Source organism: Mycobacterium sp. NPDC003323, from assembly GCF_053589535.1.
Window position 1 is genome coordinate 87,149 of sequence record NZ_JBSFSB010000014.1, and the last position, 25,945, is coordinate 113,093.

A 25,945-nucleotide genomic window follows, 5' to 3' on the forward strand; every position below is an offset into this window, starting at 1 on the left:
ATTTGTCAGCGGAACATCTCGAAGAACTGCTGACTGTCCTGACCCTCACCCCGGCGGGTGAGGACGCGTTCACCGGAACCCATCCCAGTCGCAATCCGATCCGCACGTTCGGCGGGCAGATGATGGCCCAGGCGTTCGTCGCGGCCAGCCGCACGGTGCCGGCCAAGCTACCGCCGAGCACGCTGTCGATGCACTTCATCGCCGGGGGTGACCCGGCGAAGGACCTGGAGTTCCAGGTCGTGCGGTTGCGGGACGAACGGCGGTTCGCCAATCGGCGGGTGGACGTCACCCAGGACGGCGTGCTGCTGGGCACCGCGTTGGTCTCGCATCTGGCCGGCGGACGCGGGTTGGAGCACAACGTCGCCTTCCCACAGGTGCCGGACCCGGACGGGTTGCCGACCATCGACGAGTTGCTGGTCGGCTACGAGCAGACGGTGCCGTTGTTCGTCGAGGCGCTCAAGCCCATCCAGTGGCGCTACACCAACGACCCGGCCTGGGTGATGCGGGACAAGGGCGAACGGCTGGAGCACAACCGGGTCTGGATGACCGCCGATGCGCCGATGCCCGAGGACCCGGTGCTGCATGCCGCGGCGCTGGTGTATTCCTCGGACACCACGGTGCTGGATTCGATCATCACCACGCACGGGCTGTCCTGGGGCTTCGATCGGATATTCGCGGTCACCATGAACCATTCGGTGTGGTTCCACCGGCCGATCCGGTTCGACGACTGGGTGCTGTATTCGACGTCATCGCCGGTGGCCGCGGATTCCCGTGGGCTGAGCAGCGGGCACTTCTTCAACACGGACGGTCAGGTGCTGGCCACCGTGGTGCAGGAGGGCATCGTCAAGTATTTCCCCGGCGGGAGTTAGCGCCGGGCGGTCCCAAGTCCGGAGATGTCTTCCATCCGATCGCGAAATGCGTTCTCGCACTGTTGCTGTGCGGTGCGATCGGTGCCTGCGGATTCCATACAGCCCAGGTAGTCGCCCACCCCGGCATCGCCCAGGAATCCCGACCACACCCCGACGGCCGCGATGCCGACGGCCACGGCCAACGCACCCAGACCGATCCCGACGTTGGCGATGGGCTCGTTGTCCGCCTCGCCGCGCCGGGCCCGCCCCCGGCCGGACAGCCCGAGCGCGACGGCCACGATGCCACCGGCGATGCCCCCGATGACACTCCACGAAAAGACCAGCGCGCCCAGCGCCGCCACCAGCGCGGCGGTGCCCACACCGTTGCGCGGTCCGGCCGGCGGAAGCGGATGGGCCGGGTACGGCGGCTGAAAGCTCATGGACCCCGAGGTTACCGGTGCGTGTCCAGTCGGAGCGTCCGGCAGTCGAGCCCTTCGGGCAGGTGATGGGTCGCCACCACGACGGTGCGGTCGGCGGCGAACAAGCCGCCGGGGGTGAGCAGTTCGGTGATGAACCGGTCACTGTCGGCGGCGTCGAGATGCTCGGTGGGTTCGTCGAGTAGCACCACGGGGAAGTCGGTGATCAGCGCGCGTGCCAACAGCAGCCGGCGACGTTGCCCGGCCGAGACGGCCGCCGCCCCGCCGACAAGGACGGTGTCCAGGCCGTCGGGCAATCCCGCCAGCCAGTCGTCGAGTCCGACGCGCCGCAGCGCATCGGTCAGTTCCCCATCGCGGGCGTCCCCGCGGCCGACCAGCAGATTGTCGCGCACGGTGGTGTCGAAAAGGTGCGCATCCTCGGCGAAAAACGCTGTGGTGAGCGGGATTTCGGGATACTCGGCGGCCATCGACATGAGCAGGGTGGTCTTGCCGCATCCGCTCGGTCCGACCACGGCGACCCGGTCACCAAGCGCCAACGGCACCGGCGCAATGTGCGGGCGTGACCGTGCCGCCGGATCCGGTGCGCTCAGTTCGGCCAGACGCTGGGCCGCCAGCCCGGTGCGTACCAGCTGCGCGGCGGCGGCCGGCAGGGCCGTCGTGGCCTCGAATGCCGACAGCGGCAACAACATCAGGATGGCCAGCGAGGTCGGCGCGACCTGATCGGCCAACAGGATCCCGATCGCCACGGCACCCACGACCGCGACGCCGATCGCCGCCGTGGACACCGCGGCGGCCGTCGCGGCCGGAGCCGCCGCACGGTCCTGCGCATGTCCAAGTGCGCGGTGCTCGCGCTCGGATGCGGAGATGACATCGTCCAGTCGCCCGGCCACCCGTAGTTCGTCGGCATGTTCCAAGGCCACCAACGTGGCGGTATCGCGCGACGTGTGGTGCTGTGCGGCCAACCTTTCGACGGCCGCCGCCGCCCGGCCGGCGAGCCAGGGCGCCAGCACTCCGGCGACCAGCAGTGCGGCCGCGAGCACGGCTGCCGCGGCGGGTGAGATGACGACGATGATGCCCACCGCCGCCACCGACAACACGCCGGCGACGCACATCGGCAGCACCGCCCGCACCAGCACGTCGGCCAGATCGTCGACCGAACTGCCGACCCGGGTCACCAGATCGCCGCTGTGCAGGCGCAGTACGTCCTCCGGCCGCTGCTCGGCGAGTCTCCGGTAGAGCCCCACCCGGGCATTGCCCGCGGCGCGCAGGGCGGTGTCGTGGATGGCCAACCGCTCGCAGTAGCTGAACACGCCCCGCGAGATGCCCAGCGCACGCACCGCGACCACCGCCACCGTCAGGTCCAGCACCGGGGGCATCTGCCAGGCCCTGGTGATCAACCAGGCCGCCACGGCGGCCAGGGCCAGTGCACTGCCGAGGGCGAGGGTGCCGAACAGCACCGCCAACAGCAGCCGGGGAAGGCGCGGCCGCAGCAGCGCGATGATTTCAGCGGTGGACATCGACCACACCCTCCACGCGGATGACCTGATCGCCGATGTTCAGCACCGGAGCGCGGTGTCCGATCACCACGACGGTGGCGCCGGCCCGTGCCCGGGCCGAGATGGATTCCAGCGCATGTGCTTCGGCATCGAGGTCCAGGTGTGCGGTCGGTTCGTCGAGCAACAGCACCGGCGCGGCCGAGCCCAGCGCCCGGGCCAGTCCCAGCCGTTGCCGCTGCCCGAGGGACAGGCCGGCGCCGCCGCGTCCGATCAGGGTGTCCAGGCCGTCGGGCAGGGTGGCCAGCACCTCGTCGAAACCCGAGGCCCGACAGGCATTTTCGATATCGGTCAGCGGGCCGAACAACTCCAGGTTGTCGCGCACCGTGCCGGGCAGCAGCGCCGGTCGTTGCGGTAACCAGGCCACCCGTGACCACCACTGCGCGCGGTCGACCTCGGTGATGTCGACATCATCGATGAGGACCCGGCCGGCGTCGGGGGAGAGCAAGCCCAGGATGGCGGCCAGCGCGGTGCTCTTACCGGATCCGTTCGGCCCGGTCAGCACGGTGACGCGGCCGGGGCGGATATCGGCGCTCAGACCATCGGGTGCGGCGCCGTCGCGCCCGCGCACCCTCAGCTCGACCAGCCGGATACCGATCGCGGGTGCGCTCACGGTGCGAGTTCCGTTGTGGTGCCCGGGTTGTCCGTCGAGGAGTCGCTGTGCGGCGTCGGCGGCGGCCTTGCCGTCCTGGGCGGCGTGGAACTGCACGCCGACGCGGCGCAGCGGCCAGAACACCTCCGGGGCGAGCAGCAGCGCGGTCAGTGCGGCCACCAGCGTCATCTCGCCGAACACCAACCGCAGCCCGACGTTCACGGCGACGAGCGCGACACCGAGCGTGGCAATCAGTTCCAGTACCGCCGCCGACAGGAAGGCGATGCGCAATGTCTGCATCGCCGATCGGCGATGCGCTGCCGACAGTGTGGCGATGCGATCGGCCGGTCCGCCGGCGCGCCCCAGTGCCCGCAGGGTCGGTATGCCCGCGACCAGATCCAGCAGGCGCGACTGCAGGGTGGTCATCGCGGTCAGCGCGGCGGCCGAGCGGTCGGCGGTGAGCCGGCCGATCAGCACCATGAACAGCGGTATCAGCGGCAACGCGACCGCCACCACCGCGGCGGCCTGCCAATCGGCGATAGCGATGACGACCATCGTGGCCGGGGTGAGGATGCCGGCCAGCACCACCGTCGGCAGATAGCCGGTGAAGTACGGGCGCAGCCCGTCGAGCCCGCGAGTCACGATGACGGTGGCCTCATCGAGCACCTGGCGGCGCCGGTGCGGCGGCATCGCGGTCACGGTGCGCAGCACCTGGGCCGACAGGTCACCGATCGCCGCGGTCGCGGCGCGTTGGCTGAGCCCGCCCTGCAGGCGCTGTGCCATGACGCGGATGATCCACAGCAGCGCCAGCACTCCCAACTGTGCGCTCCAGTGCTGCAGGGAGCGCGATGCCGGATCGGTGATGACACCGGCGACAACCTGGGCCAGCACCACCGCGGCCCCCACGGTCGCGACGGAAATGACGGCCCCGTAGCCGACCATCGCCACCAGGTACCGGCGGATCCCCGGCGTGGGCGGCAGTCCGGGTCCGCGGCCGCCGGTCACGGCACGCGCGGTGACAACCCCGCCGGGTCGGGGATCCGATCGGCCGAGATGCGTTGCCGGAACACCCAGTACGTCCATCCCTGGTACACCAGCACCAACGGGGTCACGATCAGTGCGGCCCACGTCATGATCTTCAGGGTGTACGGCGTCGAGGACGCGTTGTAGATGTTCAGGCTCCACGCCGGGTCGAGGGTCGACGGGATGAGTTCGGGGTACAGGCAGCCGAACACCAGCGTCACCACAGCCATGACGACGGCGGTGGTCATCGCGAAGGACCAGCCGTCGCTGCCGTTGGACAGCACCAACATCACCACGGTGAGTTGGCAGACCACGGCGAATCCGAGTACCAGCCAGGTCCAGTGGGTGCCGTAGGACAGCTGGGTCCATGAGCCGAAGGCGGCCAGCACGACGGTCACCGGCAGCGCCAGGCGGATCGCGAAGTCGCGTGCGTCATCACGCACGGCGCCTTCGGTTTTCAGCGTGATGAACACCGCGCCGTGCAGCAGGAACAGCCCGCAGGTGGCCAGGCCGCCGAGCAGGGTGTAGGCATTGAGCACGTCGGTGATGCCCAGGTCGATCTGGTGGTCGGCGTCCACCGGCAGACCGCGTAGCAGCGCGGCGAACGTCACGCCCCACAGGATGGCCGGCACCCAGGAACCGATCGCGATGGCGATATCGGCCCAGCGCCGCCACTGCGGATCGTCGACCTTGCCGCGCCATTCGATGGCGCAGACGCGCACGATCATGGCGAACAGGATGGCCAGCAGCGGCAGATACAGCCCCGAGAACATGGTGGCGTACATCCCCGGGAAGGCCGCGAACATCGCGCCGCCTGCGGTGATCAGCCACACCTCGTTGCCGTCCCAGACCGGGCCGATGGTGTTGAGCACCGCGCGGCGGTGCTTCTCGGGGTCGCCTTTCCCGACGCGGCCCAACGGTGCCATCAGCATGCCGACGCCGAAGTCGAAGCCCTCCAGCACCAGGAAGCCCACGAACAGCACCGCCAAGATGATGAACCAGAAGATCTGAAGATCCATGGCGCGCCTCCTAATACGCGAACGAGAGCGGTTTGACCTCGTCCTCGCCGGGTGGTGTCGGCGGGATGGGTTCGGTGTCGTGTTCCAGCGGGCCTTCCACCACATACCGGCGGATCAGCCAGAACCAGATGACCGCGAGCACGGCGTAGATCGCGGTGAACACGATCAGTGACGTCAGCACCGTGGCCGTCGAATGGGTCGAGACCCCCTGGGAGACGGTCAATCGCAGGACCGGGTCCCCGGTCGGGTTGGGCGCCACCACCCAGGGTTGGCGACCCATCTCGGTGAACACCCAGCCCGCGCTGTTGGCCAGGAACGGCGTCGGCAGCGTGGCCAGGGCGAACGTAGCGAACCAGCGCTGCCGGGGGATCCGGCCGCCGCGGGTGAGCCACAGCGCCGTGATGGCAAAGAGCATCGGTACCGCCAGGAAGCCGATCATGGCACGGAACGACCAGTAGGTGACGAACAGGTTGGGCCGGTAATCTCCGGGGCCGAACTTCTGCTCGTACTCCGCCTGCAGATCCTGCACGCCCTGCAGTTCGACACCGGTGAACTTGCCCTCGGCCAGGAACGGCAGCACGTAGGGCACCTCGATCAGGTGGGTGACGCTGTCGCAGTTGTTGTGCGTGCCCACGGTCAGGATCGAGAAGTTCGGGTCGGTCTCGGTGTGACACAACGATTCCGCCGAGGCCATCTTCATGGGCTGCTGGGCGAACATCAGCTTGCCCTGCACATCGCCGGTGTAGGTCAGCGCGGCGGCGGACGCGAATGCGACCAGGCAGCCCAGGATCGCGGCCGGACGGTGCATGGTGCGGGCGTCCGCCCCGTCGGGGTTGCGCACCATCCACCAGGCACAGATGCACGCCACGAAGGTGCCCGCCACCAGGAAGGCGCCGGCGACGGCGTGCGGGAACGCGGCCAGCGCGGTGTTGTTGGTGAAGAGTTCGACGATGCTGGTCAATTCGGCGCGTCCGGTCTCGGGGTTGTACCGGGCGCCGACCGGATGCTGCATGAACGAGTTGGCAGCGATGATGAAGTAGGCCGAGGCGTTGACGGCGAAGGCGACGATCCAGATGCAGGCCAGGTGAACCAGTTTGGGCAGTCTGGTCCAGCCGAAGATCCACAGTCCCAGGAACGTCGATTCGAAGAAGAACGCGATCAACCCCTCCATCGCCAGCGGGGCGCCGAACACGTCACCGACGAAGCGCGAGTATTCGCTCCAGTTCATCCCGAACTGGAACTCCTGCACGATGCCGGTGGCCACGCCGAGGGCGAAGTTGATCAGGAACAGTTTGCCGAAGAACCTGGTGAGCCGGTACCAGGCGGTGTTGCCGGTGATCACCCAGATGGTCTGGAACACCGCGATCAGCGGGGCCAGACCGATCGTGAGCGGAACGAAGATGAAGTGATAAACGGTGGTGATCCCGAACTGCCACCGCGCGACGTCCAAAGCGTCCATGTGCACCAACTTCTCGGCTGCGGATCGAGCTCCGTTGCTCGACTACGACAGAGTGTAGTAGCACCGGCGTCCGTGCGCGCCTGATCGTGGCGCGGATAACTCAGCTCATCGGAGGTGGCCCGGACGGCTCAGCCGACTCGGCCGGCTCGGAGGCCGCCGGGGGTGCTGCCGCCGCGGGCGTCGCCGGCGCGGCAGGCGCCGGTGCCGTCGGCGACTTGGAGGCAGACCGGATACCGAATGCCGTCACGACTTCCATTACGCCGATGAAGATCAGCGAGAATCCGGCGACCCAGGCCAGGGTGCCCAGCGAGGGGAACGGAAAGGCCAGCACCACGATGCCGGCGATCAGGCTGAGCACACCGACGAAGATGTTCCAGGCACGTCCGGGAAGGGTGGGATCGCCGACGGCCGACATGGCCGTCGCGACGCCGCGGAAGATGAACCCGACGCCGATCCAGATGGCGAGCAGTAGGACCGCGTCGGTGATGCGCACGATGGCGAGCACGCCGAGCACCACGGACGCGGCACCGCTGATGAAGAGCAGGACCTTTCCGCTCGTCGAGGCTTGCAGGCTGAAGGCCAGCACGATCTGGGCGATACCGGTGATGAGCAGGTAGGCCCCGAAGAAGATTGCCGCGACCAGGATGGAAATACCAGGCCAGACCACCACGGCGATGCCGAGGCCGATCGCCAACACACCAGAGACCAGGGTGGATTTCCACAGGTGCTGCAACAGGCTTGGGGGAGCAAGGGTTTGCATGGGCTGAGTGTTGCACGCCGACGCCGCTCCCGCGCCTGGTATCGACGCCGCACCCGGGTGCGGCGATGGGCGGTAGAACGCCGCGACACGAGTCAGATGTGCGTTCGGCTGCCTCTCACGTTACGGCTCCACTACTGTTCCGTTACCGGCGCTGCGCGCCGGATCATCGGTCGTTAACGTCTTCGGCTGGAGCTGTCGACGGACCAGACCGTGACAGCTCGGCAAGAGAAAGTAGAGGCAAACCGTGTTGGGTGGAATCCAAGACCGCCGGACCAATATCTCGCGCTCCGCGACGTTCCGGCGGCTGGCGGTGGTGCTCGCCGCGTCCGGCGCCCTGGCCCTGTCGGGTTGTTCGAGCTCGGAACCGAGCGGTGGTGAAGAGTCCCCGACGGCGGCCGCACCCGCCGAGAAGGTGGAGGAGATTGCCAACACCGTGCCCGAGGCCATCAAGGCCTCCGGCAAGTTGGTCGTCGGCGTGAACATCCCGTACGCCCCGAACGAGTTCAAGGACGAGACCGGCAAGATCGTCGGCTTCGACGTCGACCTGATGAACGCCGTCGCAGGCACGCTGGGACTGCAGCCCGAATACCGCGAGGCCGATTTCGCGAAGATCATCCCGTCCATCCAGGGCGGCACGTTCAACGTCGGCATGTCCTCGTTCACCGACACCAAGGAACGCGAGCAGCAGGTCGACTTCGTCACCTACTTCTCCGCGGGCACCCTGTGGGCCCAGCCCGCCGGCGGCTCGATCAATCCCGAGGACGCGTGCGGTAAGAAGGTCGCCGTGCAGGCGACCACCTACCAGGAGACCGACGAGCTGCCCGCGCGCAGCAAGAAGTGCGTCGACGAGGGCAAGCCCGCCATCGAGATCGTCCCGTTCGACAGTCAGGACGCCGCCACCAACGCGGTGGTACTCGGCCAGGCCGACGCGATGTCCGCCGATTCGCCGGTGACGCTGTACGCGATCAAGCAGACCAACGGCAAGCTCGAGCAGGCCGGCGAGACATTCGACGCGGCGCCCTACGGCTGGCCGGTGGAGAAGGGCTCGCCGTTGGCGCAGTCGATGCTGCAGGCACTCGAGCACCTGATCGAGTCCGGCAAGTACGAAGAGATCGCCGCGAACTGGGGTCTTGAGGACGGCATGATCGACAAGCCCGTCATCAACGGCGCCGTCTCCTGAAGAAATCCCTGGGAGAAAATCGACAACCATGAATGATGTCGGCTCGCCGCCACAGTCCAGCTCACCGGGATCCGGTTCACCGGCGACCATCGACGCAGTTCCCCTGCGCCACCCGTGGAGGTGGGTGGCGGCGGCCGTCATCATCGTCATCGTCGGGCTGTTCCTATACGGAGCGGCCACCAACCCGGCCTACGGATGGTCGACGTTCCTGGAGTACCTCTTCCACGAGCGCATCCTGCTGGGTGTCTTCAACACGCTGCAGTTGACCGTCTACTCGATGGCCATCGGCATCGTGCTGGGCGTGATCCTGACGATCATGCGGCTGTCGGACAACTTCGTGCTCAGCTCGGTGGCCTGGGTGTTCCTCTGGATCTTCCGGGGCACCCCGGTCTATGTGCAGCTGGCCTTCTGGGGTCTGATGCCGACCATCTACCAGAAGATCCAGCTCGGGGTTCCGTTCGGTCCGTCGTTCTTCCACATCGACCTGCAGAACCTGTCGTTCCCCTTCGCTCTCGCGGTGATCGGCCTGGCCCTCAACGAGGCGGCCTATATGGCCGAGATCGTCCGCGCCGGTATCACCTCGGTGCCCGAGGGGCAGCTGGAAGCGTCGACGGCACTGGGCATGTCGTGGGGACTGGCGATGCGCCGGACCGTGCTGCCGCAGGCCATGCGGGTGATCATCCCGCCGACCGGTAACGAGGTCATCAGCCTGCTGAAGACCACCTCGCTGGTCACCGCGGTGCCGTACGCGTTCGATCTGTACAGCATCGCCACCCGGGAGATCGCCGCCCGCATCTTCGAGCCGGTACCGCTGCTGCTGGTCGCCGCCACCTGGTATCTCGTGGTCACCAGCATCCTGATGGTGGGCCAGTTCTACCTGGAGCGCTATTTCTCCCGGGGTGCCTCGCGCAAGCTGAGTCCCAAACAACTTGAGGCGCTGGCCAAGGCGCAGATGGGTACGGGTGTGTGAGCGTGTCGTCGGAGAACCGCACGCCGATGGTCAAGGCCGAGCTGGTCTGCAAGAACTTCGGCGCGCTCAAGGTGCTCAAGGGCATCACGCTGGAGGTGCACAAGGGGCAGGTGCTGGTGCTGGTCGGGCCATCCGGGTCCGGCAAGTCGACGTTCCTGCGCTGTATCAACCACCTGGAGACGGTCACCGCCGGCCGGCTCTACGTCGACGGCGCGCTGGTCGGCTACCACGAGCGCGGCGGCAAGCTGCACGAGATGAAACCGCGCGAGGTCGCCAGGCAGCGCCGCGATGTGGGCATGGTCTTCCAGCATTTCAATCTGTTCCCGCACCGGACGGCGCTGGGCAATGTCATCGAGGCGCCGACCCAGGTGAAGGGACAGAACAAGAAGCAGGCCACCGAGCGGGCGATGGATCTGCTGGCGCAGGTCGGGTTGTCCGACAAGGCCGGTGCCTATCCGGCGCAGCTGTCCGGTGGTCAGCAGCAGCGCGTCGCGATCGCGCGGGCGTTGGCCATGAGCCCCAAGCTGATGTTGTTCGACGAACCGACCTCGGCGCTTGACCCGGAACTGGTCGGCGAGGTGCTCGCGGTCATGAAGAAGCTTGCCGCCGAGGGTATGACGATGGTGGTGGTGACGCACGAGATGGGATTCGCGCGCGAGGTCGCCGACGAGCTGGTCTTCATGGACGGCGGCGTCGTGGTCGAACGCGGCAATCCCACCGAGGTGATGAGCAATCCGCAGCACGAGCGTACGAAAGCCTTTCTCTCCAAGGTGATGTAACCCGTGCGCACGTCACAGCCCGACCCGGCCGCACCGCTGTGGCGGGCCGCGCAGGTGTTCCGGCTGCTCAGCTGGAGCTATGCGCTGTACTTCCAGGTATCCAAGAACCACGAATTGGACCGGCCGGGGCTCGGTTGGGTCCTGTTCGGAGTGCTGACGGCCTGCAGCGTCGCCTGGGGTCTGGCGTATCTGCGCGGGTTCGGCCGGCGCCGTGCCTGGGTGATCGGTGAGGTCGTGATCGTGGTGGTGCTGATGGGCACCACCGTGATAGTGGCCTCCGAGCAGTGGACGCTGGCCAACCAGTCGTGGCCGACGACGCTGTGGGCGACCAACGCGGTGGTGTCGGCGGCCATCCTGGCGGGCCCGGCCGCGGGTATGGCGATCGGGCTGGCGGTCATGGGTACCGCCGCCGCACTCAAGGGTGCCATCGCCGTGGATCTTGTTCGCAGCCCGACGATCCTGATCGAGCTCGCGGTGGGGCTGGCGGTGGGGATGGCCGCCAACACCGCGCGTCGCGCACACGCCGAACTGGAGCGGGCGACCCGGCTGAGCGCCGCGCTGGCCGAGCGGGAGCGACTCTCGCGCCACGTACACGACGGTGTGTTGCAGGTTCTGGCGATGGTGGCCCGGCGCGGCCGCGAGATCGGCGGCGAGGCGGCGGCGCTGGCGGAGGTGGCCGGCGAGCAGGAGCGTGCGCTGCGACGGCTGATCGCCACCGAGGACGCCGTCGCGGGCGCCGATATGCCCTCGGGCATCAGCGATCTCGGCGCCGTGCTGCGCAGGCATGCGGGTGACAGGGTGTCGGTGAGTGTGCCCGCCGATGCGGTGTTGGTGGACGACACGGTGGCCGCCGAACTCGAGGCGGCGACGGCCAATGCGTTGACCAACGTGCAGCGCCATGCCGGTCCGGACGCGCGGGCCTATGTCCTGTTGGAGGATCTCGGTGCCGAAGTTGTGGTCAGCATTCGCGACGACGGCCCCGGGATCCCGGCGGGGCGGCTCGCCGAGGCCGCGGCGCAGGGCCGGGTCGGGGTGAGCAAGTCGATCCGAGGCAGGCTGGCCGCACTGGGTGGGCAGGCAATACTGACCACACCACCGGGCGGCGGTACCGAGTGGGAACTGAGCGTCCCACGCAGAGCGGAGCAGCGATGAGTGACAAGGCGCCGACGGTCATGGTCGTCGACGACCACCCGATCTGGCGCGATGCGGTGGCGCGAGATCTGGCCTCCGACGGTTTCGAGGTGGTGGCCACCGCGGACGGCGTGGCCTCGGCGCGGCGCCGTGCCGAGGTGGTGCAACCCGAGGTCGTCGTGATGGACATGCGGTTGGCCGACGGCACCGGCGCCCAGGCGTGCGTCGAGGTGCTGGCGGTCTCACCCGCTACGCGCATCCTGGTGCTGTCGGCCTCGGATGAACGGGGTGACGTGCTGAACGCGGTGAAGGCCGGCGCCACCGGATACCTCGTCAAGAGCGCCTCGAAAGCCGAACTGGCCGAAGCGGTCCGGGCCACGGCTGCCGGACGCGCCGTGTTCACGCCCGGCCTGGCCGGATTGGTGCTCGGCGAGTATCGGCGCATCGCCGCCGAACCGGAGGCCGACCGGACCGGCGCACCGAGCCTGACCGAGCGGGAGACCGAGATCCTGCGCCACGTCGCCAAGGGGCTGACGGCCAAGCAGATCGCCGAACGTCTGTCGCTGAGCCACCGCACGGTGGAGAACCATGTGCAGGCGACATTCCGCAAGCTGCAGGTGGGCAACCGCGTCGAACTGGCCCGGTACGCCATCGAGCACGGCCTCGACGAGTAGGGCGAAACGAGTAGTCCTACTCATCTGCCTACACCGCTCCGTGGGTGACGATGTCTGTCATGACCGAACCGCAGCAGGTGATCGCGCGACTGTCCGCCGAATTCGCGGCCATGTCGCACCAGTTGGCCCGGGCATCGGCCGAACTGACCCAGCTCTCCGGAGTCATCGGTCACTCGGCACCAGTGCACGCGCCGCATGCGCCATGGGGTTATCCGAACTACGCCGCGTACCCGCAGTACGCGCCGCCGGCCGCGGCGGCCGCCGTTGCGCCGGCCCCACCGGTGACTCCCGCACCCGGGCACGCGGAGTCGGAGCCCCGGCGTTCGCAGAACTGGATCGGCAAGGCGCTGGCCGCCGCCGGCGTCGCGGTGACGTTGATCGGTGTGGTGTTGCTGGTGGTGCTGGCCGCGCAGGCCGGCCTGCTCGCCCCACCGGTGCGCGTGGCCGCCGGCGCCGTACTGGCCGCCGCACTGCTCGGCGGCGCCTTCTGGCTGAACACCCGGCCGGGCGGACGAGTCGGCGCAATTGCCCTGGCCGCCACCGGTATTGCCGCGGCGTACATCGACGTCGTCGCCGTGACGACGATCTACGGCTGGGTCGGCGCTCCGATCGGGTTGGTGCTGTCCGCGGCGGTCGCCGGTGGCGGCCTGATTTTGGCGCGCCGGTGGGGTTCCGAGCAACTCGGCCTGTTGGTGCTGGTACCGCTGACGGTGCTGGCGCCGGTGGTCGTCGGCGATGTCGACCTGCTGCTCATCGGTTTCATGCTGGCGTTGTCGGCGGCAACTCTGCCGGTGCAACTGGGCCGCGACTGGACCTGGATGTACGCGGCCAGGACCGCGGCCGGCAGCGGGTCGGTTCTCCTGGCGCTCATCGGCGCCGCCTTCGGCTCCGATCAACAGCCGTGGCTGGCCGGGGCCGTGGCGATCGCGGCCGTGCTGGCGCTCGGGTCGGCGCTGATCCTGTTGCCGCACAGCCGACATCGCACGTGGGTCGCGGTGCTTGCCGCCGGAGGTGCAATGCCGGTGCTGGCGGTGTCGGCCGCGGTGGACCGCGCCATCGCGGCGCTGATGATCGCGGCGATGGCGGCCGCAGTGCTGGCCGTCGTGCTGCTCGGCGACCGTATCCCGGGCATCGCCGGTCCGGTACGGCAGGTGTGGTCGGCGCTCGCGGCGGCCGCCGCGCTCGTCGCCGTCGCGGTGGCCTTCGACGGCCGCGTCGGGGGACCGCTGTTGTTCACACTCGCGCTGGTGCTGGCCGTGGCCGGGCGCCGCAGCGCCACGGCTCAGATCACGGCATTCGCCTTCGGTGCCGTCGGCGGTCTGTACTACCTCGACGTTGCCGGTCCGCACACCCTGACGACCGCGACCCGGCTGCCCGGATCGGCGGCGGTCTCCGCATTGATCTGCAGTGTGCTGCTCGTCCTGTACGCGGCCGCCCAGGCTTGGGCCCTGACACACCACAACCGCGACGCCGACACGGGACGGGTCTTGTTGGCCGTGACCGCCGTGCTGAGCGCCTATGCCGTCACGGTGTTCACGGTGACGGCCGGAGTGCTGGTCGGTGGGACGGAAGGCGGCTTCCTGGCCGGGCACATGGCGGCGACTATCTGCTGGATCATGTTGGCGGCCGGCCTGTTCTGGTACGCGGCGCGGCTGGGCAGGGCGGATCGTTCGGTGCCGATCGGCGGAGGTATGGCGTTGGTCGCCGCCGCGGTCGCCAAGCTGTTCCTGTTCGATCTGGGCACCCTGGACGGCATCTTCCGGGTGGCTGTCTTCATCGTCACCGGACTGGTGCTGCTGGGCATCGGCGCGGGCTACGCGAGACTGCTCAGTCAGCAGGATCAACAGCGCGATGACCTTCCCGGCTAATTTGGAATGATTCCAGAAATAACCGCGTTGGAATGAGCATGACGAACATCAACCGCCGCACCGATACCGATATCCAGGGATTCCAGGCCTCAGCCGAGTTGCAGGCCAGCTTGCAACAGGTCCTGGTCGACATGATCGAGCTGCATCTGCAGGGCAAGCAGGCGCACTGGAACGTCGTCGGCACCAACTTCCGGGATCTGCACCTGCAACTCGACGAACTGGTCGACTTCGCCCGTGCCGGCAGCGACACCGTCGCCGAACGGATGCGCACGCTGTACGCGGTCGCCGACGGCCGCTCCGACACGGTGGCCGCAACGACGACGCTGCCCGCATTCCCGCCTTATGAACACAACACCACCGAGGTGGTCGACCTGATCAGCACGCGCATCTACGCCACCGTCGAGACGCTGCGCACCGTGCACGACGGTGTCGACGCCGAGGATCCCAGCACCGCGGACATCCTGCATCAGCTGATCGACGGACTGGAGAAGCTGGCGTGGCTCATCCGGTCGGAGAACCAAAAGGTGTAGTCCCGTCGGGCAGGGTGGTCGGGCCGGCGCCCGGCAGGGCGGGCTGCCGGCGTCCCACCAGATACCAGGTGTGCATGACGCCCTTGCCCTTCACCGCCACCTCGCCGCGCTCTTCGAACAGGTAGGCGTCGTTGATCCGCTCATAGACGTCCTGGGGCACCTGAATGCGCCCCTCTTCGTCGGTGCTCTCCATCCGGGACGCCACATTGACCGCGTCGCCCCACACGTCGTAGAAGAACTTGCGCGATCCGACGACGCCCGCGACCACGGGCCCGGCGGCGATGCCGATCCGCAGCGGCACCTCGCGGCCCTGCGGGTCGCGCAATCCGGCGACCGCATGGGCCATGTCCAGCGCCAGGCACGCCAGCGACTCCAGGTGATCCGGCCGCGGGTTCGGGACGCCGCTGACCACCATGTAGGAGTCACCGCTGGTCTTGATCTTCTCCAGGCCGTGCCGGTCGACCAGGCTGTCGAAATCGGTGTACAGCCGATTCAGGAACATCACCAGGTCGGCCGGGTCGGTATCGCTGGCCCGTTTGGTGTAACCGGCGATGTCGGCGAACAGGATCGATGCGTCCTCGAACCCGTCGGCGATCATCGAGTCCCGCCGGTCCTTGAGGCGGGTGGCGATGGTGTCCGGGAGGATGTTGGCCAGCAGCGCCTCGGATTTGTCGAACTCGGCCTGCAGCGCACTTTCGGCGCGGTCGATGCGGCGCATCGCCGAGGCCACGACGACGATCACCATCAGGCTTGCTGTGGCCACCGTGACGAAGAAGTTGGCGCGCATCGCCGCGTCGGAGAAGACGCCGGTGTTGGGTGGCACCAGCCACTCCAGTGCGATCGCAAGGATCGCTCCCGAGGCCGCCAGTACCGATGCGGCGATGATGTGGTCGGCGCCGACGACGAGGATGATCAGCGCCGCGCCCACGAAGAAATAGAACTGCAATCCGGTGTCCGTGCCGAGTTGGCTGCACAGGTAAGCGGTGCTGGTGTAGGCGATGGTGACGAACACCGTCGAGGCGACCAGCGAGCCGAACCGGTAGAGCATCGGGGTGGCGACAAAAAGCGCAGCGCTGACCAGGTTTACCAGCCCGATATGTGGTACTTCGGGTACCAGGATGATCTCGGCGACCCCGTAGATGGCAACGATCGCGGCCGCGATCCGACTGCTGATGGTCAGTGTTGCCAGCCGCCGACTGGCGGCGTCGTCGTAGTGCCGGCTGCCCTCCGGAAGGTCGGGTAGGCACCGGCCGGGCAGCGTGGCGGCCACCCTCGGAGCGTACTCCGCGGCGGGCTGTCGGAAGGGCCGGATTCGGCGGATCCGCGCAGGCCGCCGGCAAACCTTGTCCAAATTTGTGTGTAGGGGACATGTCCACCGTTCGGGGGACAGCACCGCATATTAGCTGACGTTGTCGTAAATATTCGCTGGCGCGCCGAGTGGATAGCGGCCGCATCTCGCCGGCATCACGAAAAGCTAACGGACGTGGGCAAACTGTTGTGACTCAGGTCACAGTACGGCCGCAATGCGCATTCGATCTTGTCACGGAGTTTCTTTGCCAAATCTCGCGACGCAGAGGCGAATCTTGATTCTGCAGATTCGGACATGAGTTTGCTGAAATCACCTGATCTTGAATGGAAATTGGGCCCTCAAAAGCCGTTTTTTACATATTTGGCAATTTGCTGTCAGGTGCGTTAATTTCATGCACAGTGCGTAGGCAACGCCCGAACGAGCAGGTCTGAGAACAGGAGTCGCCATGTGGGACAAGATGCCCAAGCCGCTCCGGAGAGTTGCCCTCCGGACAGTGGTCAGTCTGATAGCCGCGTCGCTATTCGCGGCGACTTCTAGCTACTTTGTCTTGCCAACGAGCAAACAGCGCTCCTATGACGTGACGCCGGTCGCCACCATCGAGGAGTCTCCTTCGACCATTGGTGTGGCCGATTCCGAGCTCTACATGGCGGCGAGCATGGAGGAGATCAACGAGCGGCTGGATCTCATGCAGTCCCTCGGCGTGACCAACGTCCGCATCATGGTTCCGTGGGCCGGCGTGCAGCCGCTGCATCCCGACACCCCGTTCGGGCTCGGCGCACCCCGCTGGGACCAGCTCGACAAGATCGTCAACGCCGCGGCCGCCCGGGGGATGGGCATCCTCGGCGTCCTGAACTCGACGCCGGTGTGGGCATCGTCGAGTACCCCGCTCAACGGCGAGCCGGCCAACTTCGACAGGTTCGCCGCCTTCGCCAAGTCGGTGGCGCTGCGCTACGGCGACAAGATCTCGGCCTACGAGGTGTGGAACGAGCCCAACTCGATCCAGTTCTGGAACACCCTCGATCCGGCGTCCTACACCGAGATGCTGAAGAAGACCTACACCGCGCTCAAGCAGGCGTCGGCGCAGATCGGCAGCGATATCACCGTCATCGGCGGTGTGATCGGCGCCGGTAAGACGTGGGCGGGCCTGACCCTGAACCCGATCGACTTCGTCCGCGGCATGTACGAGGCCGGCGCGCACGGATTCTTCGATGCGCTGTCGTTCCACCCCTACAACTTCGAGTGGAAGTTCTCCGTGGGCGAGGATCTGGCATGGAAAGAGGGCATGCCGCTGTACCAGCTGAACCGGATCCGCGAGCTGATGGACTCGTTCCTGGAAGAGGGGCAGGAGCAGGTCAAGATCTGGATCACCGAGTACGGCATCCCGACCAACCGCGTCTCGGAGGCCACCCAGGCCGCGTTCGTCCGCGACATCATCGAGTTCTGGCAGACGGTGCAAGGTGCGGGTCCGATGTTCCTGTACACCATCAAGGACTGGCTGAACCCGCCGACCAACAACGACGAGGCCAATCTGGGCATCTTCCGTCCGGACGGCACCATGAAGCCGGTCGGCCAGGTCATCAAGGAACTCATCGAGTTCCTGACCAATCCGTCGAACAATCCCGACCCGGGCACCGATCCCGGCCCCGGCCCGGGCGCCGGTAGCGGATCGTCGTCGGGCAACCCGATCGCGGCGCTGTTCAAGGCGATCTCCCAGGCGTTCTCGAGCATGTTCAACTTCGGCAATCTGTTCAGCGCCGTGGGTGCGATGTTCTCGAACTTCTTCAACGGCATCTTCGGCATCAAGCCCAAGACGGCATCGTCCGCGGCGCTGCGTACCGCCGCGATGACCGTGGACGGCCCCCTCGAGACCGGCCGCGCCGGACTCGATGCCGCGACGCCGGCAGAAGCAGATGAGGTCACCGACAGCGGTGATCAGAAGAATTCGGTGAAGCCGGCCGAGGATGCTCCGGTGTCCGACGCCCCGGTGTCCGAAGTGCCGGCCGAGGCGCCTGCCGAAGAGGCTCCGGTCCAGGAGGTGCCCGTCGAGGAATCGCCGGTTGCCGAGGCGCCGGTGCAGGAGGTTCCCGCCGAAGAGGCGCCCGTGCAGGAGGCTCCCGTCGATGAGGCCCCGGTCGACGAGACCCCGGCCGAGGAGGCCCCCGAGTCGCCGGCGCAGGACGCCGACGATGCGACGCCGACCGAGGACAAGGGTGAGGACACCGAGTCCAAGACCGACGACGAGGCCGACACCGAAGCTCCGAGCAAGGCCGACTTCACGGCGCAGCCCGATGTCGAGGTGGTGCGACCCAACCTCAAGGCGCGTGACGAGGTGACCGTCCGGACCACCAAGGCCGCCCGCACCGGCCTGCGCGCCGCCTCCGAGGCGGGGCAGCGTCCGACGGCTCGCAGCGCCGAGTCCGCCTCTACCGCAACATCTTCGGCTGGCAACAGCTGACCCGCGGTCACGCGAGGGGAATGCCGCTACAGGACGATGTCCTGTAGCGGCATCTTCGTTTCCACGTCAGCGAAACTCGCGTACCCGGGCCAATTCCGGCCGGGTTCACCCCAGAAGCGCGCGTCTCGGCGCGCTCGGCGCGGTGCCGGCATCCGATGAGGTGTGCTCCGACGACGCCTTGTCGCGGGGCGGCGCGGCCGCGTCATTGCTCGGCTCAGCGTCATCGCCATCGGGTCGGGTACCCCTATCGCCGGACTCGGTTGCCGTCTCATCGTGGGCGGCGTGGGCGTCGACATCGTGCGGCGCGGTCCGGTTGGCACCGTCGACGGTGCGGGTACGTTCACACAATCGGCTGACAATGGCATTCCGCTAATGCCGAACGGGTCGCCAGATCAGCGAGTGGTCCGCCCGCGGGCCTGCGGGGCGCGCCACCGAAACCGCAGCGCGAGGACCCGGAAGGTGAACACCGCCGCCGCAACCGCGCCGCCGGCGAGCAAGCTGTAACGCCCGTGCTCGAGCAGTGCCGCGGTGATCACCGCGCCGAAAAGTGCTGGGATGGCGTAGATCTCCTGGTCCGGCCGCAATACGCTGGGGGTCCGTTGCCCAAGTACGTCACGGATCACGCCACCGCCGACCGCCGTGACCACGCCGAGTAGTGCCGACGAGGCGAACCCCAAGCCGTGGTCGTGCGCTGTGACCGTGCCGGCCACGCAGAACGCGCCCAGTCCCAATGCGTCCGCAAGGTCCAGTGGGCGGCCCATCAGCCGCGGCGGGGGAGACCAGATGAAGATCACCAGCGCGCTGATGATGGCCACCGCCAGATATCTGAGATCGACAAAGGCCGTCGGCGGCGTCCTGCCGATGATGAGGTCGCGGATCACCCCGCCGCCGCATGCTGTCATCGCCGCGAGGGTGACCACGCCGACGATGTCGAAGTCACGCCGGATCGCGAGCAAGGCCCCGGAGATCGCGAAGGCCGCGGTGCCGATCAGATCGCCGGCATTCTGGGTCACCAGTACGGCGGAGTCCCAGCTCGCGGCGTAGACCACAGTGCTGTGCATCGGTACTCCGGTCGATGATCGTGGTGCCCTCGGTGAGATTCGAACTCACACTGCACGGGTTTTGAATCCGTTTCCTCTGCCAGTTGGGATACGAGGGCAAGTGTTCCTGCGACCTACCACCTTAAGGGATGCGCCGGGGTGCTTTGACCGCAGGGATGGCCTCATCCGCGATGCTTGTTAACCCCGCAGTCGCTTCGTGTCGACAATCGCGACACAATGGCATCCATGACCGACGCCCCCGCATCCCGCCGCGTGCTCATCGCCGAAGATGAAGCGCTGATCCGAATGGACCTCGCCGAGATGCTTCGCGATGAAGGCTATGAGGTCGTCGGGCAGGCCGGCGACGGTCAGGAAGCGGTCGATCTCGCCGAGACCCTCAAACCCGATCTGGTGATCATGGACGTCAAGATGCCCCGCCGCGACGGGATCGACGCCGCGTCGGAGATCGCATCTAAGCGCATCGCGCCGATCGTCATCCTCACCGCCTTCTCCCAGCGCGAACTCGTCGAACGCGCCCGGGATGCCGGTGCCATGGCCTATCTGGTCAAACCGTTCTCCATCACCGACCTGATCCCGGCGATCGAACTGGCGGTCAGCAGATTCAGCGAGATCGCCGCGCTGGAGACCGAAGTGGCAACGCTGTCGGACCGACTGGAGACCCGCAAGCTGGTGGAGCGGGCCAAGGGTTTGCTGCAATCGAACCAGGGGATGACCGAACCCGAGGCGTTCAAATGGATTCAGCGTGCCGCGATGGATCGGCGCACCACCATGAAGCGCGTCGCCGAAGTGGTGCTGGAGACGCTCGAGGCACCAGGCGGCGACGCCGCGGCAGCCGACAAATAGTCGCGCCCACGCGCCCCAGCGGTTAAGTCTGGGTTTCCGACCCTGCTGTTTGGGCGGTTCATCCGGCCGAACCACGCGACGCGTCGCCGAACATCACGCGACGGCGCGATGTAGTGGCTAAGGTCAGCGGCGAAGCATCGCCGATCCGGCCGTCCGACCGGTACGAAGATGCCGATCAGAACAGGGAACCGGAGGTGAGACGTGCGCGGTCACGTGGCACGCAAGGCATTTGCGCTCGGGGGCGCGGGTTTGATGGCGCTGGCGATTGCCGGCTGCACTCAGAGCACGCCCGAGGAAGAAGCGGCGCAGACGGATTTGAGCATCGTCGAGAAGGTGCAGATCGACGAGAACGGCGGCGAGGTCTCGGCGTCGGGCGCCGCGGAGCCGGCCGATCCGGCCGGTGACGGCAAGGCCACCTGCCCGCCGGTGTCCATCGCCATGGCCGGTGCCCTCAACGGCCCCGACGCGGCCCTGGGCATCAACATCAAGAACGGCGTGCAGCTGGCGATCGACAAGCACAACGAGGCGAACCCCGGCTGCCAGGTGCAGCTCAAACCGTTCGACACCGAGGGCGACCCGCAGAAGGCGTCGAACATCGCACCGCGCATCGTCGAGGACCAGTACACGATCGGCCTGGTCGGCCCTGCCTTCTCCGGCGAGACCAAGGCCACCGGTGACGTGTTCAACCAGGCCGGTCTGGTTGCCACCACGGCATCGGCCACCAACGTCGATCTGTCGAAGAACGGATGGCGCACCTTCTTCCGCGGCCTTGCCAACGACGGCGTGCAGGGACCCTCGGTCGCCAATTATCTGAAGAACACGCTGGGCCACCAGAAGGTCTGCGTCGTCGACGACAGCACCGATTACGGATTGGGTCTGGCCACGGCGGTTCGCGACACACTGGGCCCGGTCGCCGATCCGGCGTGCAACATCTCGGTCAAGAAGGGCGACAAAGACTTCGCCGCGGCCGTCACCCAGATCAACGGCGCCGCACCGGACTCGGTGTTCTTCAGCGGCTACTACGCCGAGGCGGCACCGCTGGTGCAGCAGCTGCGCGACGGCGGCTTCGAGGGCATCTTCGCCAGCGCCGACGGTACGAAGGACCCGGAGTTCGTCAAGCAGGCCGGTGAGTCCGCCAAGGGCTCCGTGCTGGCCTGCCCGTGCGGTCCGGCCACCGGTTCGTTCGCCGAGGAGTACCAGACCAAGTTCGGCCAGGAGGCGGGCACCTACAGTGCCGAGGGTTATGACCTGGGCACCATCCTGCTCAAGGGCATCGACTCGGGTGCCATCACCCGGCCTGCGCTGCTGGACTTCGTGCGCAATTACCAGGGCCAGGGCGTGGCGCGCGAGTACCAGTGGACGCCCGAGGGTGAGCTCACCACAACCCTCATCTGGATCTACGACGTCCAGTAAGCAGTGAGACGAAGCGCGTCCGGGAGCGCCTGGCCCGGACGCGCTTCGGTCGTCTCAGCCTCGTTGTGTCCAAGAATTTCTGAGGAGTCCACCGCCGGATGAACCTGGCCGCCAATATCAACTTCAATGTCGGAGCGCTGGTCGACAGCTTCTGGCAGTTGACGATCGACGGCCTGTCCTGGGGCGCGATCTACGCCCTGGTCGCCGTCGGCTACACCCTGGTCTTCGGCGTGCTGCGCCTGATCAACTTCGCGCATTCCGAGATCTTCATGCTCGGCATGTTCGGCGCATATTTCGCACTGGACTTCATCCTGGGCTTCACCCCGAGTGGCAATGCCTACAACAAGGGCATCGCGCTGACCATCCTGTACCTCGGTGTGGCCATGCTGTTCGCGATGCTGGTCTCCGGTGGTGCCGCGGTCGGTCTGGAGTTCATCGCCTACCGCCCGCTGCGCAAACGCAATGCGCGCGCGCTGACCTTCCTGATCACCGCTATCGGCATGTCGTTCGTGCTGCAGCAGTTCGTGCTGTTCATCCTGCCTTCGCTGATACCGGGATACGGCGGCCCAAACGCCCAGCAGCCAATCGTGCTGGTACAACCGAAGACTCAGTTCGAGCTGTTCGGCGTCGCGATCTCCAACACCACCATCGTCATCATCGGGGCCGCCCTGGTATTGGCGCTGCTGACCGATATCGCGCTCAACCGGACGAAACTCGGACGCGGTGTGCGCGCCGTCGCCCAGGACCCCAACACCGCCACCTTGATGGGGGTGTCGCGCGAACGGGTGATCATGACGACCTTCCTGATCGGTGGTCTGCTGGCCGGCGCGGCGGCGCTGCTGTACACCCTGAAGGTGCCGCAGGGCATCATCTACTCCGGCGGATTCCTGTTGGGCATCAAGGCTTTCTCGGCGGCCGTCCTCGGCGGTATCGGCAATCTGCGGGGAGCGCTGCTCGGAGGTTTGCTGCTCGGCGTAATGGAGAACTACGGCCAGGCCGTCTTCGGCACCCAGTGGCGTGATGTGGTGGCGTTCGTGCTGTTGGTCCTGGTGCTGCTGATCAGACCGACCGGCATTTTGGGCGAGAGCCTGGGGAAGGCACGCGTATGACCGGCGGACAACAGCAGACCGGCGCGGGCGGCAAGGTCTGGGCGCGGGTGATGGATTGGTGGGACGGGCTCAACCGTCCCCAGAAGTGGATCTTCGGCGCCGTCCTGTTCACCGGCCTGGCGCTGTCGCCGCTGTTCACACCCGGATTCATCGACACCCCGGGCATCAGCTTCGGCGGCACCATGGCCCAGTTCGCCATGGTGGCCATCATCGCGATCGGCCTGAATGTCGTTGTGGGTCAAGCCGGTCTGCTCGACCTCGGCTATGTCGGGTTCTACGCCGTGGGCGCATACACGGTGGCCCTGCTGACCAGTCCGGAAAGCCCGTGGAACCAGATGAGCCCGTCGGGGTTCTTCAGCACTCCGTGGGCATGGCTGTCCTGCCTGCCGATCGCGATGGCCATCACCGCGTTGAGCGGGCTGATCCTGGGAACACCGACGCTGCGACTGCGCGGTGACTACCTGGCGATCGTCACGCTGGGCTTCGGCGAGATCATCCGCCTGCTGGCCGACAACCTCTCCGACGTCACCAACGGTCCGCGCGGGCTCAACGAGGTTGCGTTCCCGCACCTGTTGGAGAGCGAGGCGCATCCGCAGGGCGTGTTCTCGGTGTCCAACTCCAGCGGTGACACCAATTACGGCACCTGGTGGTTCTGGCTCGGCCTGATTCTCATCGTCATCATCTTGCTGCTGGTCGGCAACCTGGAACGCAGCCGCGTCGGCCGGGCCTGGATCGCGGTGCGCGAGGACGAGGACGCCGCCGAGGTGATGGGTGTCAACGCCTTCAAGTTCAAACTGTGGGCCTTCACCATCGGGGCGGCCATCGGTGGGTTGTCCGGCGCGCTGTACGCCGGCCAGGTTCAGTACGTCGCGCCGCCGACGTTCAACATCATCAACTCGATGCTGTTCCTGTGCGCGGTGGTCCTCGGCGGGCAGGGCAACAAGCTCGGAGTGATCCTGGGCGCGTTCATCATCGTCTACCTGCCCAACCGCCTACTCGGGGTGCACTTCTTGGGTATCGACATGGGCAACCTGAAATACCTGTTCTTCGGACTGGCGTTGGTGGTGCTGATGATCTTCCGGCCGCAGGGTCTGTTCCCGGCGCGCCAGCACCTGCTCACCTACGCCAAGGCCGCCCGCGACCTGTTGCGCAAGCAGCCGACCGATACGGAGCCGGCGAAATGACCGCACCGGAAGAGTTCGAGGACAACGTCGCCGAGATCGCGAGCGTCCACCGCGAGATCCAGGCCGACGAGGGCGAAGTCCTGCTGCAGACAACCGATCTCACCGTCAAGTTCGGCGGCCTGACCGCGCTGGACGCGGTGACGTTCGACATCAGGCGCGGCGAGATCCTCGGACTCATCGGACCCAACGGCGCCGGCAAGACCACGTGCTTCAACGCGATCACCGGTGTGTACCGGCCGACATCGGGTTCGGTGACGTTCGACGGTTCGGTCATCGGGCGCATCAAACGGCATCAGATCACCCGGCTCGGTATCGCTCGCACGTTCCAGAACATCCGGTTGTTCGGTGAGATGACGGCGTTGGAGAACGTCATGGTCGGCACCGACGCCCGGCACCACACATCGGTGCCCGGTGCGCTGATCCGCTCGCCCCGGCACCGCCGCGAGGAGCGCTCGGCGATCGAACGATCGGCGGCCCTACTGCATTTCGTGGGGATCGCACACCGCGGCGAGGAAAAGGCGAAGAACCTGCCCTACGGTGACCAGCGACGCCTCGAGATCGCGCGCGCGCTCGCCACCGAGCCAAAGCTGTTGTGTCTGGACGAACCCGCGGCCGGATTCAACCCCAGCGAGAAGTCGGCGCTGATCGAACTGATCCAGAAGATCCGCGACGACGGCTACACCGTGCTGCTGATCGAACACGACATGCGACTGGTGATGGGGGTGACCGACCGCATCGTGGTGCTGGAATTCGGTCGCAAGATCGCCGACGGTCTACCGGCCGAGATCCGCGAGAACCCGGCGGTGATCGCCGCCTATCTGGGGGTGCCCGATGACACAGTCCACTGACGTTCCTGAGTTGTCGCGCAAGGTGCTGCTGGAGGTGCGCGATGTCGTCGTGCACTACGGCAGGATCAAAGCGCTGCACGGGGTTTCGCTCACCGTCCACGAGGGTGAGTTGGTCACCCTGCTGGGCTCCAACGGTGCCGGGAAGACCACGATGATGCGGGCCATCTCCGGTCTGCTGTCGCTCACCTCCGGTTCGGTGTGGTTCGACGGTGTCGACATCAGCAAGGTCAAGGCGCACAAGCGGGTCACCGAAGGGCTGATCCAGGCCCCCGAGGGCCGCGGGGTGTTTCCCGGCATGACCATCATCGAGAACCTCGAAATGGGCTGTTACGGGCGCAAATTCCCGTCGAAGTCCGAGCATGACGAGCGGCTCGATTGGGTGCTGACCACGTTTCCGCGGCTGGCCGAACGGCGCAACCAGGTCGGCGGCACGCTGTCCGGTGGCGAACAGCAGATGCTGGCGATCGGCCGCGCACTGATGGCCCGTCCCAAGGTGCTGCTGCTCGACGAACCGTCGATGGGTCTGGCGCCGATGGTGATCTCCCAGATCTTCCGCATCATCAGCGAGATCAACAGCCAGGGCACCACGGTGCTGTTGGTGGAGCAGAACGCCCAACAGGCGCTGAGCCGGTCCGACCGGGCCTACATCCTGGAGACCGGCGAGGTCACCCGCACCGGCGTGGCGCGGGATCTGCTCGACGACGACAGCATCCGGGCCGCCTACCTGGGTGTGGCCTAGTCACCATCCCTCCTTCCCGGCGAGCGTGCGGGTCTGCACCCGACACGCCGTCGTCCGGACGGAGTTCACGCACCCTCGCGGGGAAGGGGAGCGTCGTGTCAGCGGGCGACGATGACTGAACTGCCGTGGCCGAAGAGGCCTTGGTTGGCGGTGACGCCGAC

Annotated in this window: 25 protein-coding genes and 1 tRNA gene; 15 read left to right on the forward strand and 11 right to left on the reverse strand. The window is 67.0% G+C overall.

The window, feature by feature from the left end; all coding sequences use genetic code 11:
• The first annotated feature begins 2 nt into the window (after nucleotides 1-2).
• Entirely contained in the window at nucleotides 3-869 is an 867-nt protein-coding gene (locus tag ACWDUN_RS24115) for an acyl-CoA thioesterase domain-containing protein (protein WP_449932589.1), read from the forward strand.
• On the opposite strand, the gene ACWDUN_RS24120 is transcribed toward ACWDUN_RS24115, so the two are convergent.
• The 6 genes from ACWDUN_RS24120 to ACWDUN_RS24145 all read right to left on the reverse strand — a co-directional run bounded on the left by ACWDUN_RS24120 (nucleotide 866) and on the right by ACWDUN_RS24145 (nucleotide 7,691).
• On the reverse strand, nucleotides 866-1,288 hold the full coding sequence (locus ACWDUN_RS24120; protein ID WP_449932591.1) for a DUF4190 domain-containing protein: 423 nt from the start codon (nucleotides 1,286-1,288) through the stop codon (nucleotides 866-868). The genes ACWDUN_RS24115 and ACWDUN_RS24120 overlap by 4 nt on opposite strands.
• An 11-nt stretch (nucleotides 1,289-1,299) precedes the next feature.
• Nucleotides 1,300-2,802 (reverse strand): ATP-binding cassette domain-containing protein, encoded by a 1,503-nt coding sequence (locus ACWDUN_RS24125; protein ID WP_449932593.1) that lies wholly within the window; start codon nucleotides 2,800-2,802, stop codon nucleotides 1,300-1,302.
• Nucleotides 2,789-4,393 carry a thiol reductant ABC exporter subunit CydD gene (gene cydD / locus ACWDUN_RS24130; protein ID WP_449932631.1) on the reverse strand — a complete coding sequence of 535 codons (1,605 nt, stop codon included), beginning with the start codon at nucleotides 4,391-4,393 and terminating at the stop codon, nucleotides 2,789-2,791. Before cydD ends, ACWDUN_RS24125 begins: the two co-directional genes overlap by 14 nt.
• A 38-nt stretch (nucleotides 4,394-4,431) precedes the next feature.
• Entirely contained in the window at nucleotides 4,432-5,472 is a 1,041-nt protein-coding gene (gene cydB / locus ACWDUN_RS24135; protein WP_449932595.1) for a cytochrome d ubiquinol oxidase subunit II, read from the reverse strand.
• 10 nt (nucleotides 5,473-5,482) lie between these two features.
• Nucleotides 5,483-6,931: a cytochrome ubiquinol oxidase subunit I gene (locus tag ACWDUN_RS24140; protein WP_449932596.1), complete on the reverse strand. Its 1,449-nt coding sequence runs from the start codon at nucleotides 6,929-6,931 to the stop codon at nucleotides 5,483-5,485.
• Nucleotides 6,932-7,031: 100 nt separating this feature from the next.
• Nucleotides 7,032-7,691: an HdeD family acid-resistance protein gene (locus ACWDUN_RS24145; protein WP_449932598.1), complete on the reverse strand. Its 660-nt coding sequence runs from the start codon at nucleotides 7,689-7,691 to the stop codon at nucleotides 7,032-7,034.
• Nucleotides 7,692-7,935: 244 nt separating this feature from the next.
• On the opposite strand from ACWDUN_RS24145, the gene ACWDUN_RS24150 reads away from it, so the two are divergent.
• The 7 genes from ACWDUN_RS24150 to ACWDUN_RS24180 are packed head-to-tail and all read left to right on the forward strand — an operon-like array spanning nucleotide 7,936 to nucleotide 14,823.
• The gene (locus ACWDUN_RS24150; RefSeq protein WP_449932600.1) at nucleotides 7,936-8,871 is read left to right on the forward strand and encodes an ABC transporter substrate-binding protein; all 936 of its coding nucleotides are present in this window, start codon (nucleotides 7,936-7,938) and stop codon (nucleotides 8,869-8,871) included.
• 28 nt (nucleotides 8,872-8,899) lie between these two features.
• Nucleotides 8,900-9,841 (forward strand): amino acid ABC transporter permease, encoded by a 942-nt coding sequence (locus tag ACWDUN_RS24155; RefSeq protein ID WP_449932602.1) that lies wholly within the window; start codon nucleotides 8,900-8,902, stop codon nucleotides 9,839-9,841.
• Between the two features lie 26 nt (nucleotides 9,842-9,867).
• Nucleotides 9,868-10,620: an amino acid ABC transporter ATP-binding protein gene (locus ACWDUN_RS24160; protein WP_449932633.1), complete on the forward strand. Its 753-nt coding sequence runs from the start codon at nucleotides 9,868-9,870 to the stop codon at nucleotides 10,618-10,620.
• A gap of 3 nt (nucleotides 10,621-10,623) precedes the next feature.
• Nucleotides 10,624-11,772 (forward strand): MacS family sensor histidine kinase, encoded by a 1,149-nt coding sequence (macS, locus tag ACWDUN_RS24165; RefSeq protein ID WP_449932603.1) that lies wholly within the window; start codon nucleotides 10,624-10,626, stop codon nucleotides 11,770-11,772.
• On the forward strand, nucleotides 11,769-12,425 hold the full coding sequence (locus ACWDUN_RS24170) for a response regulator (protein ID WP_449932604.1): 657 nt from the start codon (nucleotides 11,769-11,771) through the stop codon (nucleotides 12,423-12,425). Before macS ends, ACWDUN_RS24170 begins: the two co-directional genes overlap by 4 nt.
• 59 nt (nucleotides 12,426-12,484) lie before the next feature.
• A complete protein-coding gene (locus ACWDUN_RS24175; RefSeq protein WP_449932606.1) occupies nucleotides 12,485-14,293 on the forward strand; it encodes a DUF2339 domain-containing protein in 1,809 nt (602 codons plus the stop codon).
• A 38-nt stretch (nucleotides 14,294-14,331) separates the two neighbouring features.
• Nucleotides 14,332-14,823: a Dps family protein gene (locus ACWDUN_RS24180; RefSeq protein WP_449932608.1), complete on the forward strand. Its 492-nt coding sequence runs from the start codon at nucleotides 14,332-14,334 to the stop codon at nucleotides 14,821-14,823.
• Here the strand turns inward: ACWDUN_RS24180 and ACWDUN_RS24185 are convergent.
• The gene (locus ACWDUN_RS24185) at nucleotides 14,795-16,093 is read right to left on the reverse strand and encodes an adenylate/guanylate cyclase domain-containing protein (protein WP_449932609.1); all 1,299 of its coding nucleotides are present in this window, start codon (nucleotides 16,091-16,093) and stop codon (nucleotides 14,795-14,797) included. The two genes, ACWDUN_RS24180 and ACWDUN_RS24185, sit on opposite strands and share 29 nt — an antisense overlap.
• Before the next feature lie 586 nt (nucleotides 16,094-16,679).
• Between ACWDUN_RS24185 and ACWDUN_RS24190 the strand changes: the two genes are divergently transcribed.
• Nucleotides 16,680-18,587, forward strand: coding sequence for a cellulase family glycosylhydrolase (locus ACWDUN_RS24190; RefSeq protein WP_449932611.1), 1,908 nt, complete (start codon nucleotides 16,680-16,682; stop codon nucleotides 18,585-18,587).
• Between the two features lie 105 nt (nucleotides 18,588-18,692).
• Here ACWDUN_RS24190 and ACWDUN_RS24195 read toward each other — a convergent pair whose 3' ends face one another.
• The 3 genes from ACWDUN_RS24195 to ACWDUN_RS24205 all read right to left on the reverse strand — a co-directional run bounded on the left by ACWDUN_RS24195 (nucleotide 18,693) and on the right by ACWDUN_RS24205 (nucleotide 19,746).
• Nucleotides 18,693-18,935: a hypothetical protein gene (locus ACWDUN_RS24195; RefSeq protein WP_449932613.1), complete on the reverse strand. Its 243-nt coding sequence runs from the start codon at nucleotides 18,933-18,935 to the stop codon at nucleotides 18,693-18,695.
• Between the two features lie 44 nt (nucleotides 18,936-18,979).
• Complete coding sequence (locus tag ACWDUN_RS24200) at nucleotides 18,980-19,648, reverse strand: trimeric intracellular cation channel family protein (RefSeq protein ID WP_449932615.1); 669 nt, start codon at nucleotides 19,646-19,648, stop codon at nucleotides 18,980-18,982.
• A gap of 21 nt (nucleotides 19,649-19,669) precedes the next feature.
• Nucleotides 19,670-19,746 (reverse strand) — tRNA-Leu (locus ACWDUN_RS24205).
• Nucleotides 19,747-19,864: 118 nt separating this feature from the next.
• Between ACWDUN_RS24205 and ACWDUN_RS24210 the strand changes: the two genes are divergently transcribed.
• The 6 genes from ACWDUN_RS24210 to ACWDUN_RS24235 all read left to right on the forward strand — a co-directional run bounded on the left by ACWDUN_RS24210 (nucleotide 19,865) and on the right by ACWDUN_RS24235 (nucleotide 25,784).
• A complete protein-coding gene (locus ACWDUN_RS24210; protein WP_449932616.1) occupies nucleotides 19,865-20,491 on the forward strand; it encodes an ANTAR domain-containing response regulator in 627 nt (208 codons plus the stop codon).
• 201 nt (nucleotides 20,492-20,692) lie between these two features.
• On the forward strand, nucleotides 20,693-21,904 hold the full coding sequence (locus tag ACWDUN_RS24215; protein WP_449932617.1) for a branched-chain amino acid ABC transporter substrate-binding protein: 1,212 nt from the start codon (nucleotides 20,693-20,695) through the stop codon (nucleotides 21,902-21,904).
• A gap of 98 nt (nucleotides 21,905-22,002) precedes the next feature.
• Nucleotides 22,003-23,013, forward strand: a complete 1,011-nt coding sequence (locus tag ACWDUN_RS24220) for a branched-chain amino acid ABC transporter permease (protein WP_449932619.1) — start codon at nucleotides 22,003-22,005, stop codon at nucleotides 23,011-23,013.
• A 50-nt stretch (nucleotides 23,014-23,063) separates the two neighbouring features.
• The gene (locus ACWDUN_RS24225; protein WP_449932635.1) at nucleotides 23,064-24,197 is read left to right on the forward strand and encodes a branched-chain amino acid ABC transporter permease; all 1,134 of its coding nucleotides are present in this window, start codon (nucleotides 23,064-23,066) and stop codon (nucleotides 24,195-24,197) included.
• Entirely contained in the window at nucleotides 24,194-25,045 is an 852-nt protein-coding gene (locus ACWDUN_RS24230; RefSeq protein ID WP_449932621.1) for an ABC transporter ATP-binding protein, read from the forward strand. The genes ACWDUN_RS24225 and ACWDUN_RS24230 overlap by 4 nt, the downstream gene beginning before the upstream one ends.
• Entirely contained in the window at nucleotides 25,029-25,784 is a 756-nt protein-coding gene (locus ACWDUN_RS24235) for an ABC transporter ATP-binding protein (protein ID WP_449932623.1), read from the forward strand. The genes ACWDUN_RS24230 and ACWDUN_RS24235 overlap by 17 nt, the downstream gene beginning before the upstream one ends.
• A 98-nt stretch (nucleotides 25,785-25,882) precedes the next feature.
• On the opposite strand, the gene ACWDUN_RS24240 is transcribed toward ACWDUN_RS24235, so the two are convergent.
• The coding region (locus ACWDUN_RS24240) for a hypothetical protein (protein WP_449932636.1) at nucleotides 25,883-25,945 on the reverse strand (63 nt) is incomplete at its 5' end.

Coding starts and splice junctions, on each gene's coding strand:
- ACWDUN_RS24230 (WP_449932621.1), top strand. CDS start 24,194: ATGACCGCACCGGAAGAGTTCGAGGACAACGTCGCCGAGATCGCGAGC.
- ACWDUN_RS24210 (WP_449932616.1), top strand. CDS start 19,865: ATGGCATCCATGACCGACGCCCCCGCATCCCGCCGCGTGCTCATCGCC.
- ACWDUN_RS24180 (WP_449932608.1), top strand. CDS start 14,332: ATGACGAACATCAACCGCCGCACCGATACCGATATCCAGGGATTCCAG.
- ACWDUN_RS24235 (WP_449932623.1), top strand. CDS start 25,029: ATGACACAGTCCACTGACGTTCCTGAGTTGTCGCGCAAGGTGCTGCTG.
- ACWDUN_RS24200 (WP_449932615.1), bottom strand. CDS start 19,648: ATGCACAGCACTGTGGTCTACGCCGCGAGCTGGGACTCCGCCGTACTG.
- ACWDUN_RS24125 (WP_449932593.1), bottom strand. CDS start 2,802: ATGTCCACCGCTGAAATCATCGCGCTGCTGCGGCCGCGCCTTCCCCGG.
- cydB (WP_449932595.1), bottom strand. CDS start 5,472: ATGGATCTTCAGATCTTCTGGTTCATCATCTTGGCGGTGCTGTTCGTG.
- ACWDUN_RS24160 (WP_449932633.1), top strand. CDS start 9,868: ATGGTCAAGGCCGAGCTGGTCTGCAAGAACTTCGGCGCGCTCAAGGTG.
- ACWDUN_RS24225 (WP_449932635.1), top strand. CDS start 23,064: ATGGATTGGTGGGACGGGCTCAACCGTCCCCAGAAGTGGATCTTCGGC.
- ACWDUN_RS24140 (WP_449932596.1), bottom strand. CDS start 6,931: ATGGACGCTTTGGACGTCGCGCGGTGGCAGTTCGGGATCACCACCGTT.
- ACWDUN_RS24175 (WP_449932606.1), top strand. CDS start 12,485: ATGACCGAACCGCAGCAGGTGATCGCGCGACTGTCCGCCGAATTCGCG.
- ACWDUN_RS24170 (WP_449932604.1), top strand. CDS start 11,769: ATGAGTGACAAGGCGCCGACGGTCATGGTCGTCGACGACCACCCGATC.
- ACWDUN_RS24220 (WP_449932619.1), top strand. CDS start 22,003: ATGAACCTGGCCGCCAATATCAACTTCAATGTCGGAGCGCTGGTCGAC.
- ACWDUN_RS24145 (WP_449932598.1), bottom strand. CDS start 7,691: ATGCAAACCCTTGCTCCCCCAAGCCTGTTGCAGCACCTGTGGAAATCC.
- ACWDUN_RS24155 (WP_449932602.1), top strand. CDS start 8,900: ATGAATGATGTCGGCTCGCCGCCACAGTCCAGCTCACCGGGATCCGGT.
- ACWDUN_RS24120 (WP_449932591.1), bottom strand. CDS start 1,288: ATGAGCTTTCAGCCGCCGTACCCGGCCCATCCGCTTCCGCCGGCCGGA.